Here is a 15,142-nt window from a genome sequence, read left to right as displayed (position 1 = left end):
CGGAGCGACGCACGCCGGAGCGCATGCGGCATTCCGCACCACCCCGGGTGTCCCGGCACGCCGCCGAAGCCGGATCGGCGACGCCACCGACATCGGCGACATGACGGAGTGTCAACACCTCACTCCACGTCGTAACCACCGGCGAGTTCGACCCGTTGGAGGGGGCATGGGCTTCACGATCGGCGGCATCCGAGACATGCGCTCCGGCACACGGCGCCGCAGCCGTACGTCAGAGGGCACAGCGGTGGCGGAGTACACCGGACTGTGGGGCTGGGACGTCGTCCCCGGAGCGAGGGCCGCGGCGGGCGTCTGTTCCTGCGGCGACGCGTCCTGCGGGGCGCCCGGCGCCCACCCCTTCGACTTCGCGCAGGTGGTGCCCGCCGGGGCGACGCTGGACGAGGTCACGGCGGCCTGGGCGCAGTTCCCCGGCGCGGCGGTGCTGTTGCCGGTGGGCAGGTCGTTCGACGTGCTGGAGGTGGCGGAGGCCGCGGGCCGGCGGGCGCTGATCAGGCTGGAGCGGATGGGCATTCCGCTCGGCCCGGTGAGCGTGACGCCGGACGGCCGCGCGTACTTCTTCGTCGCCCCGGGCGCGGCGGCGGCGCTGCCGGAGCTGCTCTACCGGATGGGCTGGGACGACGCGGACCTGGACCTGCGGTGTCTGGGACCCGGTGCGTACGTCACCGCTCCCCCGTCGGACCACGCGGGTCTGGGCCAGGTCAGGTGGCTGCGGCCGCCGTCCCTCGACACGGCGACCAAGCCCCCGCAGGCCCGACTGCTGCTGGGCACGCTGGCGTACATCTGCCACCGCCATCTGGCCTGAGCGCTCTGCGTGTGTACGAGGAGGGGCCACCCGGATCCGGGTGGCCCCTCCTCGTACACACACGTCCGGAGCTCAGTCCCCGATCAGTGCGTCCACGAATGCCTCCGGCTCGAACGGAGCCAGGTCGTCCGCGCCCTCGCCGAGACCCACCAGCTTCACCGGTACGCCCAGTTCGCGCTGGACGGCGATGACGATGCCGCCCTTGGCGGTGCCGTCGAGCTTGGTCAGCACGATGCCGGTGATGTCCACGACCTCCGCGAACACCCGCGCCTGAACCAGGCCGTTCTGCCCGGTGGTGGCGTCGAGGACGAGCAGCACCTCGTCGAGCGGGCCGTGCTTCTCGACGACGCGCTTGACCTTGCCGAGCTCGTCCATGAGCCCGGTCTTGGTGTGCAGGCGTCCTGCCGTGTCGATGAGCACGACGTCCGCGCCCTCGGCGATGCCTTCCTTGACCGCGTCGAAGGCGATCGACGCCGGGTCGCCGCCCTCCGGGCCCCGTACCGTACGGGCACCCACTCGGTCGCCCCAGGTCTGGAGCTGGTCGGCGGCCGCGGCACGGAAGGTGTCGGCCGCGCCGAGCACGACCGAGCGGCCGTCGGCGACGAGCACCCGGGCGAGCTTGCCGGTGGTGGTGGTCTTGCCGGTGCCGTTGACGCCGACGACCATGACGACGCCCGGGGTGTCGACGCCGCTCTCCGTCTTCACGGCGCGGTCGAAGTCGGTGCCCAGGAGGTTCAGCAGCTCCTCTCGGAGCAGCTTGCGCAGCTCGTCGGGGGTGCGGGTGCCAAGCACCCGGACGCGCTCACGGAGGCGCTCGACGAGCTCCTGGGTGGGAGCGACGCCGACGTCGGCGGTGAGGAGGGTGTCCTCGATCTCCTCCCAGGTGTCCTCGTCGAGGTTGTCGCGCGAGAGCAGCGTGAGCAGGCCCTTGCCGAGCGAGTTCTGGGAGCGGGCGAGCCGGGCGCGCAGGCGGACCAGGCGGCCGGCGGTGGGCTCGGGTACGTCGAGTACGGGCGCTTCGGGCACCGGCTCGACGGCCGGCTCCTGGGCGACGACAGGCGCTTCGGGAGCCCCGGGGAGGTCGACCTCCTCGATGGTGCGGCGCGCTTCGTCCTTCGGCGGAGCGGCTTCCTCGCCGACCTGAGGTTCGGCGGGCGGGGCGGTGACGGTCGGCGTGCTCGGCGGCGGCGAAGGCGGCAGCTGCTTCTTCTTGCGGCTGCTGACCACGAGCCCGCTGATCGCGCCGACCGCGACCAGGGCGATGACTGCGATGAGTACAGCAAGAGTGAGGATGTCCATAACCCCCCCAGTATCAGCCACCAGGCATCTCCGGGCCCTCTTTGTCGCTTCCTCCAAGCGACATACCCCTTTTTCCGGGGCGCAGTCGGGTCAAAGTACGATGGTCGCGCTCGTATCCACGCGCGTAGAGTCCAGACCGATCACTCCCCCACCGGCACGCAACGTCGCGCGCCGAGCGAGAGGCACGGAACCCCCACACCATGAGCACCACTGCCGAACCCACCGCCGCATCCGAAGGAACGGTTGAGACCCGAGGGCTCGAACCGGTCCCCGACAACGAGCGCAACGGTCATGTCCGTGAGCTGTTCCCGACCTGGGTGGCCGCGAACATCAGTGTGCTGCTGCTCACCATGGGCGCCGGACTGATCGTGTTCAACGGCCTCAACTTCTGGCAGGTGCTGGTCGTCGCCTTCGCCGCGCCGGTCGTCTCGTACGGCCTGGTGGGCCTGATCTCGATCGCCGGCAAGCGCGGCGGCTCGCCCGGCATGGCGCTCTCGCGGGCGGTCTTCGGCCAGCGCGGCAACCTCTTCCCCGGTTCGCTGATCTGGGTGGCCCGCTGGGGCTGGGAGACGATCAACGCGGTCACCGGTGCGTACGCCGTCCTGACCGTGCTCGACCTGCTCTTCGGCGTGAAGAGCAACACCCCCCTCGTGGTCATCACCCTCCTCGTCTTCGTGGCCTGCACCTTCGTCGTGTCGGGTCTGGGCATCAACGCGCTGCGCGTCTGCCAGAAGTGGTCGACGTACCTCTTCGGCGTCTTCAGCGTGCTGGTCCTCGTCTACCTGATCGCCAACACCGACTGGTCGGCCGTCTTCGCCAAGCCCGCGGGCTCCACGGCGATGCTGGTCGCGGGCATCGGCACCATCGCCGCGGGCGGCATCAGCTGGGTTCCCACGGGCCCCGACTTCACCCGCTACCTGCCGCGCAACGCCTCCTCGAAGGGCATGGTCGCCGCGTCGATCGGCGGCGCCGGCATCGTCGTCCTGCCGATGGTCCTGATGGGCGCGGTGATGGCGGTCTCCACCCCGAACCTGGCGAGCGCGCAGGACCCGGTCTCCTTCATCGGTGAGCTGCTGCCGACGTGGATCTCCGTTCCGTACCTGGTGATCGCCCTGATCGGGATGCTGCTGATCAACTCCATGTCGATGTACTCGGCCGGTTTCACCGCGCAGACCCTCGGCATCAAGGTGCCGCGCGCCTGGGCGGTCAGCGTCAACGCGGTCATCAGCCTGATCTTCGGCTTCCTGCTGATGGTGGTGGCGACCAGCTTCATCGGCTCGTTCATCTCCTTCCTCACGCTGCTCGCGGTGGCGTTCTCGGCGTGGATCGGCGTCTTCGGCATCGACATGCTCAAGCGCCGTTCGTACGACGGTGAGGCACTGATGGACACCACGCGCACCAGCGCGTACTGGTACAGCGGCGGCTTCGCCTGGTCCGCGATGATCGCGTGGGGCGTGGCGCTGGTGGTCGGCCTGCTCTTCACGAAGGTCGAGTGGTTCACCGGCCCGCTGGCCACCACCTGGCTCGGCGAGAACGGTCTCGGCTGGGTCATCACGATCGTCGCGGCGGCCGCCCTGTACGCGGTGCTGCCGCGGGCCCAGGCCCCCGAGCCCCGCACCGAGGACACCGAGGCCGTCGAAAGCCTGTCCATCTGACACAGCGTCAGCTAACGTCCCCCTTCGCCATCCCACACCGGCGGAGGGGGACTTCGCGTCATGGCCTTTTCAGTGGTCCGGTTCAACCTGGTCGAGCCCGATGCGACCCCCGCCTCTTTGAGGGCGCGGTACGGCGCCGCCCTGGAGATGGCCGCGTACGCCGACGAGCACGGCATCGACACGGTCCAGACAGAGGAGCACCACGGCGCCGCCAACGGCTGGCTGCCCTCCCCCTTCGCCTTCGCGGGCGCCGTCTTCGGCGCGACGAAACGCATCGCCGTCACCGTCTCGGCGATCATCGGCCCGCTGTACGATCCGCTGCGCCTGGCCGAGGACATCGCCGTGCTCGACCTGCTGAGCGGCGGCCGGCTGGTCACGGTGGCGGGGATCGGCTACCGCCCCGAGGAGTACGAGCAGCTGGGCGCGGAGTGGGGCCGGCGCGGCAAGCTCCAGGACGAGCTCCTCGAAACCCTGCTCAAGGCCTGGTCGGGCGAGCCCTTCACGTTCCGGGGCCGGACCGTCCGCGTCACCCCGCGCCCGTACACCCAGCCGCATCCGATGCTCCTGGTCGGCGGCAGCTCCAGGGCGGCCGCCCGGCGTGCGGCCCGGCTCGGACTGCCGTTCTTCCCGAGCGCGCACCTGCCGGAGCTGGCGGCGTACTACGAGGAGCAGTGCGCGGAACACGGCACCCGGGGCTTCTGCATGATGCCCGGCGCCGAGACCCCGCTGCTGCATGTCAGCGAGGATCCGGACCGCGCCTGGGCGACGTACGGCAAGCACTTCCTGCACGAGGCCCGGACGTACGCCTCCTGGCAGTCGAAGGACACCCGCTCGGCGGTACGTTCCTCCGCGAGCACCGTCGAGGAGCTGCGCGCCGAGGGGGTCTACCGGATCCTCACGCCGGAGCAGTGCGCGGACCTGGACGCGCAGAGCCTGGTCCTGCATCCGCTGTGCGGCGGGATGCCGGTGGAGGAGGGCCGCAGCAGCCTGACCCTCTTCTCCGAAAAGGTGCTGCCCCGGCTCAAGGAACGAACCGGGGCAGCGGGCGGAGCGGGCGGAGCAGTCGGAGCGGGCAACGACTAGCCCATCTCCTCCAGCCTCTTGCCCTTGGTCTCCTTCACGAACTTGATCACGAAGGGGATCGAGAGGGCCGCGAAGAACGTGTAGATGACGTACGTCCCGGAGAGGTTCCAGCTCGCCAGGGACGGGAAGCTCGCGGTGATCGCCCAGTTGGCGATCCACTGGGCGGCCGCTGCCACACCGAGGGCCGCGGCGCGGATCCGGTTCGGGAACATCTCGCCGAGGAAGACCCAGACGACGACACCCCACGACAGGGCGAAGAAGAGCACGAAGACGTGGGCGGCGATCAGGGCCACCATGCCCTGGGTGTCGGGCAGCTTGCCGCCCACCATGTCGGCGGAGAAGGCCCAGGCCTCGAAGGCGAGGGCGACCGTCATGCCGACCGAGCCGATCAGGGCGAGCGGCTTGCGGCCGATCCGGTCGACGAAGATCATCGCGATCACGGTGCCGATGATGTTGATGATCGACGTGGTGAACGAGTAGAAGAACGAGTCGCTGGGGTCGATGCCCACGGACTGCCACAGCGTCGCCGAGTAGTAGAAGGCGACGTTGATGCCGACCAGCTGCTGGAAGACGGAGAGGCCGATGCCGATCCAGACGATCGGCAGGAAGCCGAACCTGCTGCCCAGGAGGTCCTTGAAGGACGGCTTGTGGTCGCTGTGGATCGCCAACTCGATCTCGGCGATCCGGGCGTCCAGGTCGACGTGCTCGCCCTCGACCTCGGCCAGGATCTTCTTGGCCTTCTCGGTCTTGCCGACGGAGACCAGGAAGCGCGGCGACTCGGGGATGACGAAGGACAGCAGGCCGTAGATCACGGCGGGGACGACCATCACGCCGAGCATGACCTGCCAGGCTTCGAGACCGGCGAAGACCTTGTGGCGGTCGTCGCCGCCGGCCCAGTTGAGGATGCCCCAGTTGACGAGCTGGGAGATCGCGATGCCGAGGACGATCGCGCCCTGCTGGAACGAGCCGAGGCGGCCGCGGTAGGCCGGCGGGGCGACCTCCGCGATGTAGGCCGGGCCGATCACCGAGGCCATGCCGATCGCGATGCCGCCGAGGAAGCGCCACATCGTGAGGTCCCACAGCGCGAAGGGCAGTGCGGAACCGACGGCGCTGACGGTGAACAGCACGGCGGCGATCTGCATGACCCGGATGCGGCCGATCCGGTCGGCGACCCGGCCGGCGGTCGCGGCACCCACGGCACAGCCGATCAGTGCGACGGCGATGACCTGCCCGAGGGTTCCGGAGCCGATGTCGTACTTGTGGCCGATGGCCCGGGTGGCGCCGTTGATCACCGAGCTGTCGTAGCCGAAGAGGAAACCGCCCATCGCGGCCGCAGCCGTGATGAAGATGACATGGCCGAGGTGCTCCGGAGCGGCCTGCTGGCCTCCGGACGACGACGGTGTCGCAGTGCTGGTCACGTGAACTCCTGGGCCCGGCCGCGTTGCCGGGCATGTCCGTGGGGGGGCAGGCACTTCAAGTGGACTACCAGTGGGTCACAACTCCGCGTTGCTCACCACTTGAAGCTTCTTGTAGCCAGTTGTTTCTACTTGAATCCAAAAGGGTCGGAGGAGATCGTAATCCTTCACCTTTTGAAGCAAGCAGTGGGGCACCCCCACGGGCCCAGGCAGCCCGGAACAGCCCGGAAAGAACCGAAAACAGCCCTCAGTGCAGCCGCTGGCTGATCACCTTCGACACCCCGTCGCCCTGCATGGACACGCCGTAGAGGGCGTCCGCCACCTCCATCGTGCGCTTCTGGTGTGTGATCACGATCAGCTGGGAGCTCTCCTGGAGTTCCTTCATGATCCGAATCAAGCGCTGGAGGTTGGTGTCGTCCAGCGCCGCCTCCACCTCGTCCATCACATAGAAGGGACTGGGCCTGGCCTTGAAGATCGACACCAGCAGCGCCACCGCTGTCAGCGACCGCTCCCCGCCCGACAGCAGCGAGAGCCGCTTGACCTTCTTGCCCGGAGGGCGCGCCTCCACATCGACACCGGTGGTGAGCATGTTGTCGGGATCGGTCAGGATCAGCCGCCCCTCGCCACCCGGGAACAGCCGGGAGAAGACGCCCTCGAACTCCCGCGCCGTGTCCCGGTAGGCCTCGGTGAACACCTGCTCCACCCGCTCGTCGACCTCCTTGATCACCTGCATCAGGTCGGCCCTGGTCCGCTTGAGGTCCTCCAGCTGCTCGGAGAGGAACTGGTGCCGCTCCTCCAGCGCCGCGAACTCCTCAAGAGCCAGCGGATTCACCTTTCCGAGCTGCTGATACGCCCGTTCGGCGGCCTTCAGCCGCTTCTCCTGCTCCACGCGCACGAAGGGGCGGGGCAGGTTGCGCGGGTCCTGCGGGTCCTGGGGCAGCTCCTCCCCGTCGGCGGGCAGTGACGGCGGCACGGGCTGCGCGGGCCCGTACTCCGTGACCAGCGACGCCGGTTCCACGCCCAGCTCCTCCAGGGCCCTGGACTCCAGCTGCTCGATCCGCAGCCGCTTCTCCGCCCCCAGCACCTCGCCGCGGTGAACCGAGTCGGTCAGCTTGTCGAGTTCCTGCTTCAGCTCCCGGCCCCGGCCGCGCTCGACGGCCAGTTCCCGCTCCCGCCCGGCCTTCGCCGCCTCCGCCACCGACCGCTCCTCCTGCGCCCGTACGAGAGAGACCTCGGCGTGCGCGAGCAGCTGCCGGGCGCCCGCCGCGACGGCCGCCGCGACCTGCGCCTCGTAGCGCATCCTGGCCCGCCGCTGCTCGGCCCGCGCACGGGCCTCGCGCTCGGCACGGGCACCCCGGTCGAGCGAGTCGGCCCGCCCGGCCAGGCCCTTGACACGCTCCTCGTGGGTACGGACCTGGAGCCTGGCCTCCATCTCGGTCTGGCGTGCGTTGGCCCCGTCGGCCGCGAGCCGGTCCCTCTTCGAGGTGTCCGGCTCCTCCTCCACCGGGGCCTCCTCGGCGACCGCGAGCCGCTCCGCCAGCTCCTCGGCCTCCTCGGTGGCCCGCTCCAGCGCGTCCTGCGCCTTGGCGGCGGCCGCCGCCGACCGCTCGGCCTCGCCCGCGGCGCCGCGGGCCTGCCCGGCGAGCCGTCCCAGCTGCTGCGCGACCGCCGACCGTTCGCGGTCCCCGGCCCGCCGCTCCTCCCCCCACTCCTCGACCAGCGCGGCGCACCGGTCCTTCCGCTCCCCCGCCGCCCGCTGCCTCCCGGCCAGCTCCTCGCACCGTACGGCCAGCTCCGCGAGGGCCGCGCCGGCCTCGTCGACGGACGCCTGCACTTCGAGGAGGCTCGGCGCACCCGCCGAACCGCCCTGCGCGAAGTGCGCCCCCAGCACATCGCCCTCGGCGGTCACGGCGGTCAGCGCCGGCTGCGCGTAGACCAGTACCTCTGCGTCCTCAAGGGTGTCCACCACGACGACACCGCGCAGCAGCCGCCGTACGGCCGGCATCAGATCCTCGGGGCCACGGACGAATGCGACGGCGTACGGCGCGGGGGCCTGAGGCAGGACTTCGAGCGCCCTCCCCTCTCTCCCCTCTCTGCCCGCTCCGCCCTCGCCCGCCTCGCCCGCCTCGCCCGCGAGCAGCAGCGCCGCCCGCCCCGCGTCCTGCTTGCGCAGCAGCCGGATGGCCTCGGCCGCGGTCGCCGGGTCGGTCACCGCCACTGCGTCGGCGGCCGCACCGAGCGCGGCCGCCACCGGGACCTCGTAACCCGGTGTCACCGTCAGTAGTTCCGCAGCCGGTCCGAGCAGCCCGGAGAGCCTCTCCCCCGCGCCGAGGAGTGCGCCCGTCCCGTCCTTGCGGCGCAGCCCGAGCGCGAGGGCCTCGCGGCGGGCGGAGGTCGCGGCACGCTCCCGCTCGACGGCGGTCAGCTCTTCGCGTACGGCGGCCAACTCCCGCTCCGCGTCGGCAAGTTCGCGCTTGGCGTCCTCGTGCCGTACGGCCAGCTCCTCGTCACCCGCGTCCAGAGCGTCCACCTCGGCCCTGAGCTGCTCGTACTCCTCCTGGGCGGCGACGGCACGTTCCTGCGCCGCGTCCCGGGACTCGGTGAGCCTGTCGATCTCGGCCTGGGCCGAACCTGCCCTGCTGCGGGCCGCGTTGACCTGCCCGTTCAGCCGGGCGAGCCCCTCGCGGCGGTCGGCGATCGCACGGGCCAGGTCCTTGAGCCGGCGTTCCTCCGCCGCCAGGTCCCGCTCCAGCTCGGCGCGGTGCTCGACGGTGTTCTCCAGGGCGTGCTGCGCCGCCTCCAGAGCGGCCTCCAGTTCGGCCTCCTGCTCGCGGATCCGGGCGGCCTCGCGCTCCATGTCCTCGGGTTCCCGGCCGCGCCGCTCCTCCTGCGGAGCGGCATTCGCGCTGGTCACGCGGGCGTCGGCGAGCGAAATGGTGCCGCGCACCCGCTCGGCGAACTGTGACAGCTCGTACCAGCTCTGCTGTGCCCGCTGGAGTCTCGGCGCGAGCCGCTGCACCTCCTCCTCCAGCTCGGCCTCGCGCTGCTGGGCGGCCTTGAGCTGCGCCTCGGCCGTCTCCTTGCGCTGCTTCAGCGCAGCCTCGTCGGCGATCTCCGCGCCGAGCGCCTCCTGAAGCGTGACGAGATCGTCGGCGAGCAGCCGCAGCCGTACGTCGCGGAGGTCGGCCTGGATGACGGCGGCCCGCCGGGCCACGGCGGCCTGCCGTCCCAACGGCTTGAGCTGGCGCCGGAGTTCACCGGTCAGGTCCTCCACGCGCGCCAGGTTCGCCTTCATCGACTCCAGCTTCCGCAGCGCCTTTTCCTTGCGCTTGCGGTGCTTGAGAACGCCCGCCGCCTCCTCGATGAAAGCGCGGCGGCCCATCGGATCGGCGTGCAGTACGGAATCGAGCTGGCCCTGCCCGACAATCACGTGCATTTCCCGGCCGATACCGGAGTCGGAGAGGAGTTCCTGAATGTCCAGCAACCGGCAGGTGTCGCCGTTGATCTGGTATTCGCTGCCGCCGTTGCGGAACATGATCCGCGTAAGGGTGACTTCGGCGTACTCAATGGGCAGCGCACCGTCGGAATTGTCGATGGTGAGCGAAACTTCGGCACGGCCGAGCGGGGGCCGCCCGGTCGTGCCGGCGAAGATGACGTCCTCCATCTTGCCGCCGCGCAACGACTTGGCGCCCTGCTCTCCCATGACCCAGGAGAGCGCGTCCACCACATTGGACTTGCCCGATCCGTTGGGCCCCACGACACAGGTGATGCCCGGCTCGAAGCGGAACGTCGTGGCGGACGCGAATGACTTGAAACCTCGGAGGGTCATGGCCTTGAGATGCACGCAGCCGGACTCTACCGGGCTGTCGCGGTTTCACCGATGAACGTGCAGGGCACATCAGACGTTAAGAAAACGCGGTGCGACCGGGGGGTTGACCGCGGCCCAAGAAAGACCGAGGTCGAAGAATGAAAGAAGGGACGCCGAAACGTCCCTTGCAGATCCATGGAGACCGGCACAGGTGACGACCTGGGACGGAAACAGCTGAATCAGGTGAGCGCGGGCTCCGCGCGCGGGACGTCGATGTCGAAGTCCTCGTCGAGCAGAGATGAGTCTCCGCGGTGCTGAGCGGCGGCGGTGAGCGTGTCGTTCTCGTTCTGAATCCGGTTGAGCTCGGACTCAAGATCCTGAACACGCTGCTGAAGCCGTCGCATCTCGGCGAGGAGTCGCGGATCGGAGCCGCCGACGTAACCGAGAAGCGCCTTTGCCATGATGAGTGGTCCTCCACACTGAGTGACCGACCGAGAGCGGTGTGGGTCGTGAGGGAATCGCACCCGCGGTGCTTGGCAGTGCGTTTGTTTAACTGCGGTTCTCGCTGCCAAACAGCTAAGGTGCGCGGGGATTCCAGCGTCTCACCAAAAAGTTTGACGGTCAACACGATCACACCCCGTATCGGCGGGTAACCCGGGGGCGTACTGCCGTGCCGCGACGAGCGCTGGCACCGGCGACGCATCTCCTGCGGGACCCGGGGGTGTAGAGATCATTCTCGTACGGGCAGCCTTCCACGGCAAGCCCTCTCTGGCAACCACCAGGGCATTTCTCCCGAACGCACCTGCCGGCGCCCCCTTCGCACGGGCCTTCTGCGGCCCGTGCGAAGGGGGCGGGGAGTACCTCGGAGCCGTCCGGTCAGCGGATCGCGAAGCTGCTGTAGCCCCCACGCGGTGTGCCCCATATCTCAGTGACACCGTCGACCCGGCCGGGAGTGTCGCCAGCGTGCAGCCACTCAAGGAGCCGGTGGCAATTCTCACGCGGCCCTTCGGCCACCACCTGCACCCGGCCGTCGTCAAGGTTGAGGGCGAAGCCGGTGAGGCCGCCGATCTCCAGTGCATTTGCCCTGGTGAACCAGCGAAAGCCCACTCCCTGTACCCGGCCGCGTACCCAGGCGGTGAGCCGCACGTCCGCCCGTGCATCTTCGTTCATGACTGCACGCTAACCGGCCAAATGCTCACGAGACACTTCGCCCCCACCCGTCATGGCGTACAGTCCCGACCCAATGAGCCTCATCCATATGGGTGAACACATTGACCGTCGAGTTTTGAGGAAGGCACAGCAGATGGGACGCCATCGACGCACTGCCGCCGGGCCCGCCGCAGAAGACCGCGCAGAGGCCCCGGCAGGCGGGAACCGGGGCGCCGGACGCCGGAAAAAGCGGGCCGTGCCCGTGCGGACCGGGCTGCTCGGAGTCTCCGCCGCCATGGCCTTCGGTGCCGTGGCGGTTGCTTCCGGAATCCTCCCCGGCGGCGAGAACTACACGCTCGGCAGCGGCGGAAACAGCTCCGGCGACCGGGTGACCGCGGGCGGCGCGGTGGACCTCAAGGCCCAGGGCGGCGCTTCGGCGAGCCCCACCGACCGTGCGTCCGCCTCGGCTTCCGCACGGGGCGAGGAGCGCCCCCAGGCTCCCTCGAAGACCCCTGCTCCCGAGCGTCCCTCTCCGGCGGGCAAGGACAAGAAGCCCGTCGAGAATTCGCAGAAGCAGACGGTCAAGGACGAGAAGAAGGAGCCCACCAAGGCTCCGGAGACCACCGCCCCCGAGCGCACCAGGAGCGCGCCTCCGACCGAGGCCCCGGCGGCGAACAGGCCGCTGAAGCCCCCGGCCTCCGCGAACGGCGCGGCCGCCGCCGTCCTCTCCCTTGTCAATCAGGAGCGTGCGAAGGCCGGCTGCAGCCCGGTCCGCCCGGACACCGGTCTGGCAACGCTGGCCGCGAACTTCAGCCGCGACATGGCGGCCCGGGACTTCTTCGAGCACACCGACCCGGACGGCGCGACCCCGTGGGACCGCGCCGCGAAGGCGGGCATCAAGGACCTCGGCGGCGAGAACATCGCCCGTGGCCAGGCCGACGCCCAGGCGGTGATGGACGCCTGGATGAAGAGCGAGGGCCACCGCGCGAACATTCTGAACTGCGACTACACGACGCTGGGCGTCGGCGTGCACATGGGCGAGGGCGGCCCGTGGTGGACGCAGGACTTCGGGTTCTGAGCCCTTACGGCGCCGCAATGATCCCGCTGCGCGGCGGTCGCTGGCAGCGCGGGCAGAAGTAGCTGGACCTGTTCATCCACGGGCTGCGCCGCATTGCGGTGCCGCACCGGCCGCACGGCTCGCCCTCGCGCCCGTACGCGTCGAGGGACCGCTCGAAGTACCCCGATTCGCCGTTCACGTTGACGTACAGGCTGTCGAAGCTGGTGCCGCCGACGGCGAGCGCCGCGTTCATCACGTCCCGTACGTGGCCGAGCAGTTCGGTGGAGCGCGGCCGGGTCAGGGTCGCGGTCGGCCGGTCGTAGTGCAGTCGCGAACGCCAGAGCGCCTCGTCCGCATAGATGTTGCCGACCCCGCTGATCAGCGACTGGTCGAGCAGCGCGCGCTTGATCGTGGTGCGCCGCAGCCGCAGGGCCGTGTGGAAGGCCGCGTCGTCGAACCGCTCGTCCAGCGGGTCGCGTGCGATGTGCGCGATGACGTCCGGGAGGCCGTCGGAGGTGGTGTCGTGCAGCGAGAGACCGCCGAAGGTCCGCTGGTCGACGAAGCGCAGCTCCGTGCCGAGATCGTCCTCGAAGCGCAGTCTGACCCGCAGGTGCTTCTCGTCGGGCGCCTCCTCGGGCTGCACGAGCAGCTGTCCGCTCATCCCGAGGTGGCCGAGCACCGCCAGCGGCGCGTCCTCAAGAGGAAGCCACAGGTACTTGCCGCGCCGCATGGCCGTCCCCATGCGCTGCCCTCGCAGCCGCAGCGCGAAATCCCCACCGCCGGCGAGATGGCGGCGCACCGCGCGCGGGTGCAGCACCTCGACCTCGGCGACGGTCCGCCCGGCGACCCACCGCTCCAGTCCACGGCGTACGACTTCCACTTCGGGCAGCTCGGGCACGGCGGCACTCCTCGCGTGATGCTGATGCGGGTGATACGGGTGATACGGGTGATACGTCTGTGCGGGTACGGCATGGGTGGGGGTACGCGTCCGGCCCCGGCGCCGCCCCTTGCGGGGTGGTGCCGGGGCCGGACGGATTGCTACAGGTCAGACGACCGACGACGTGCTGTCGTCCTCCGACTCGGAAGCCGGAGCCGCAGGGATCACCGGCTCGGCCGGTGGCGTCGGATTCTCGGCCTCGGCCTTCGCCGCCGCCTCGCGCTCCGCCGCAGCCGCGCTGATCGCGCGCCATGCGGACTCCGCCGCCTGCTGTTCCGCTTCCTTCTTGCTGCGGCCGGTGCCGGTGCCGTACGAGACACCACCGACGCGGGCGGCAGCAGTGAAGGTCTTCTCGTGGTCCGGGCCCGTCTCCGTGACCAGGTACTCGGGAACACCGAGCCCCTCGGCCGCGGTGAGCTCCTGGAGACTGGTCTTCCAGTCCAGACCGGCTCCGAGGCTGGACGACTTTTCGATCAGTGGATCGAAGAGCCGGTGCACCAGCTCGGAAGCTGCCTCTAGACCCTGGTCGAGATAGACCGCGCCGATCACCGCTTCCAGGGTGTCGGCAAGGATGGATGCCTTGTCCCGGCCTCCCGTGCCCTCTTCGCCCCGGCCGAGCCGGATGAAGGAGCCGAGTTCGAGGCCGCGGCCCACTTCCGCCAGCGCACGAGAATTGACCACCGCGGCCCGGAGCTTGGCCAACTGGCCTTCCGGGAGGTCGGGGTGGGTGCGGTACAGCGTGTCCGTGACGACGAGGCCGAGCACGGAGTCCCCGAGGAACTCCAGACGCTCGTTCGTCGGCAGGCCGCCGTTCTCGTACGCGTACGAACGATGGGTCAGCGCACGCACCAGAAGGGCGGACTCGAGGTGATACCCGAGCCGCCCTTCCAGAAGCGTGTGAGACGAGGCATTGTCCGTCTTGTGTGACTCAGACATGGTGCCTCTCACCAGCCGCTCAGACCTCGAGGACCTGGCGCTTGTTGTACGTGCCGCAGCTCGGGCACGCAATGTGCTGGAGCTTCGGCTCCTGGCAGCGCTCGCACGACACCAGGGTGGGGACCGCAGCCTTCCACTGCGACCGGCGGTGGCGCGTGTTGCTGCGCGACATCTTCCGCTTCGGAACAGCCACGGCTACTTCTCCTGCTTCTCGTCGACGCCAGATTCAGCGTCGTTCACGTTGTCCTTCTCGTCGACCTGGCCGGTCTCGACGAGTCCCTGCAGTGCCGCCCAACGGATGTCGACGGCGTCATGGTGGTGGTCGGGGTTCTCGTTCAGGCTGGTCCCGCACTGCGAACACAGCCCTGCACAGTCTTCCCGGCACACCGGCTGCATCGGCAGTGCGAGCACTACCGCGTCACGCAGCACCGGTTCGAGGTCGAACAAGCCGTCCTCAAGAAAAAGCGCGTCCTCGTCGTCCTCGGCGTCGTCGCCCGGTTCCGCTTTTGCACGGCCCCGGTCGTCGGCGTCAGGGTACGAGAACATCTCCTGGAAGTCCGCCTTGACGTTAAGTCGCACCGGCTCCAGACACCTTACGCACTCCCCCTCGGCCGTGGCACGGGCGGTGCCTGTGACAAGCACCCCTTCCATGACGGATTCGAGGCGGAGCCTGATCTCCAAGGGCGCACCTTCCGGTACGCCGATGACCCCTTCGACACCGAAGTCCTTGGGGGCCTCCGCGGAGCGGGTCATCCGCTGGAGCGCACCGGGACGCCGGCCCAGCTCGTGTGTGTCGAACACGAGGGGGTTGCGGTGGTCGAGGTGCGTACTCAGGGGACTTCCTGCTTTCGGATTGCTGTGGAGAAGGGCCGCCGTAACGTCGCAGGACGTAAGGTCCATGGCGAATCGGGCAGCCGAAATCGCAGACGTGGTCCGCGACGAATGGCCAGGATACTGGACGCTTCGCCCAGGGCCCAATCCGG

General features: G+C 69.7%; 13 protein-coding genes. 4 read left to right on the top strand and 9 right to left on the bottom strand.

Annotated features, from left to right (window positions below; genetic code table 11):
* Positions 1–166: 166 nt before the first annotated feature.
* Entirely contained in the window at positions 167–820 is a 654-nt protein-coding gene (locus tag AB0D18_RS13485) for a bifunctional DNA primase/polymerase (RefSeq protein ID WP_362416279.1), read from the top strand.
* 72 nt (positions 821–892) lie between these two features.
* Here the strand turns inward: AB0D18_RS13485 and ftsY are convergent, their stop codons facing one another.
* The gene (gene ftsY, locus AB0D18_RS13480) at positions 893–2,119 is read right to left on the bottom strand and encodes a signal recognition particle-docking protein FtsY (RefSeq protein WP_362416276.1); all 1,227 of its coding nucleotides are present in this window, start codon (positions 2,117–2,119) and stop codon (positions 893–895) included.
* A gap of 200 nt (positions 2,120–2,319) precedes the next feature.
* On the opposite strand from ftsY, the gene AB0D18_RS13475 reads away from it, so the two are divergent.
* Positions 2,320–3,774: a cytosine permease gene (locus tag AB0D18_RS13475; RefSeq protein WP_362416273.1), complete on the top strand. Its 1,455-nt coding sequence runs from the start codon at positions 2,320–2,322 to the stop codon at positions 3,772–3,774.
* A gap of 60 nt (positions 3,775–3,834) precedes the next feature.
* The gene (locus AB0D18_RS13470) at positions 3,835–4,857 is read left to right on the top strand and encodes an LLM class flavin-dependent oxidoreductase (protein ID WP_362416271.1); all 1,023 of its coding nucleotides are present in this window, start codon (positions 3,835–3,837) and stop codon (positions 4,855–4,857) included.
* Here the strand turns inward: AB0D18_RS13470 and AB0D18_RS13465 are convergent.
* The 4 genes from AB0D18_RS13465 to AB0D18_RS13450 all read right to left on the bottom strand — a co-directional run bounded on the left by AB0D18_RS13465 (position 4,854) and on the right by AB0D18_RS13450 (position 11,250).
* Positions 4,854–6,275: a sugar porter family MFS transporter gene (locus tag AB0D18_RS13465; RefSeq protein WP_362416268.1), complete on the bottom strand. Its 1,422-nt coding sequence runs from the start codon at positions 6,273–6,275 to the stop codon at positions 4,854–4,856. The two genes, AB0D18_RS13470 and AB0D18_RS13465, sit on opposite strands and share 4 nt — an antisense overlap.
* A 244-nt stretch (positions 6,276–6,519) precedes the next feature.
* A complete protein-coding gene (gene smc, locus AB0D18_RS13460; RefSeq protein WP_362416265.1) occupies positions 6,520–10,116 on the bottom strand; it encodes a chromosome segregation protein SMC in 3,597 nt (1,198 codons plus the stop codon).
* Between the two features lie 203 nt (positions 10,117–10,319).
* On the bottom strand, positions 10,320–10,541 hold the full coding sequence (locus AB0D18_RS13455) for a hypothetical protein (protein ID WP_266658765.1): 222 nt from the start codon (positions 10,539–10,541) through the stop codon (positions 10,320–10,322).
* Positions 10,542–10,956: 415 nt separating this feature from the next.
* A complete protein-coding gene (locus AB0D18_RS13450; RefSeq protein ID WP_362416260.1) occupies positions 10,957–11,250 on the bottom strand; it encodes an acylphosphatase in 294 nt (97 codons plus the stop codon).
* 133 nt (positions 11,251–11,383) lie between these two features.
* Between AB0D18_RS13450 and AB0D18_RS13445 the strand changes: the two genes are divergently transcribed.
* Positions 11,384–12,307, top strand: coding sequence for a CAP domain-containing protein (locus AB0D18_RS13445; RefSeq protein WP_362416257.1), 924 nt, complete (start codon positions 11,384–11,386; stop codon positions 12,305–12,307).
* A gap of 4 nt (positions 12,308–12,311) precedes the next feature.
* Here AB0D18_RS13445 and mutM read toward each other — a convergent pair whose 3' ends face one another.
* From mutM to AB0D18_RS13425, 4 genes are all read right to left on the bottom strand, one after another.
* Positions 12,312–13,184 (bottom strand): bifunctional DNA-formamidopyrimidine glycosylase/DNA-(apurinic or apyrimidinic site) lyase, encoded by an 873-nt coding sequence (gene mutM / locus AB0D18_RS13440; protein ID WP_362416254.1) that lies wholly within the window; start codon positions 13,182–13,184, stop codon positions 12,312–12,314.
* Positions 13,185–13,331: 147 nt separating this feature from the next.
* Positions 13,332–14,159: a ribonuclease III gene (gene rnc / locus AB0D18_RS13435; protein WP_362416251.1), complete on the bottom strand. Its 828-nt coding sequence runs from the start codon at positions 14,157–14,159 to the stop codon at positions 13,332–13,334.
* Positions 14,160–14,178: 19 nt separating this feature from the next.
* Positions 14,179–14,352 (bottom strand): 50S ribosomal protein L32, encoded by a 174-nt coding sequence (gene rpmF / locus AB0D18_RS13430; protein WP_003965982.1) that lies wholly within the window; start codon positions 14,350–14,352, stop codon positions 14,179–14,181.
* Positions 14,353–14,354: 2 nt separating this feature from the next.
* Positions 14,355–15,059 carry a DUF177 domain-containing protein gene (locus tag AB0D18_RS13425; protein ID WP_362416247.1) on the bottom strand — a complete coding sequence of 235 codons (705 nt, stop codon included), beginning with the start codon at positions 15,057–15,059 and terminating at the stop codon, positions 14,355–14,357.
* Between the last annotated feature and the right edge of the window lie 83 nt (positions 15,060–15,142).

Source organism: Streptomyces sp. NPDC048442 (assembly GCF_040651475.1).
Classification (GTDB): domain Bacteria; phylum Actinomycetota; class Actinomycetes; order Streptomycetales; family Streptomycetaceae; genus Streptomyces.
The sequence above is the reverse complement of the archived record's forward strand: the minus strand, read 5'-3'. Positions and strand labels throughout refer to the sequence as shown.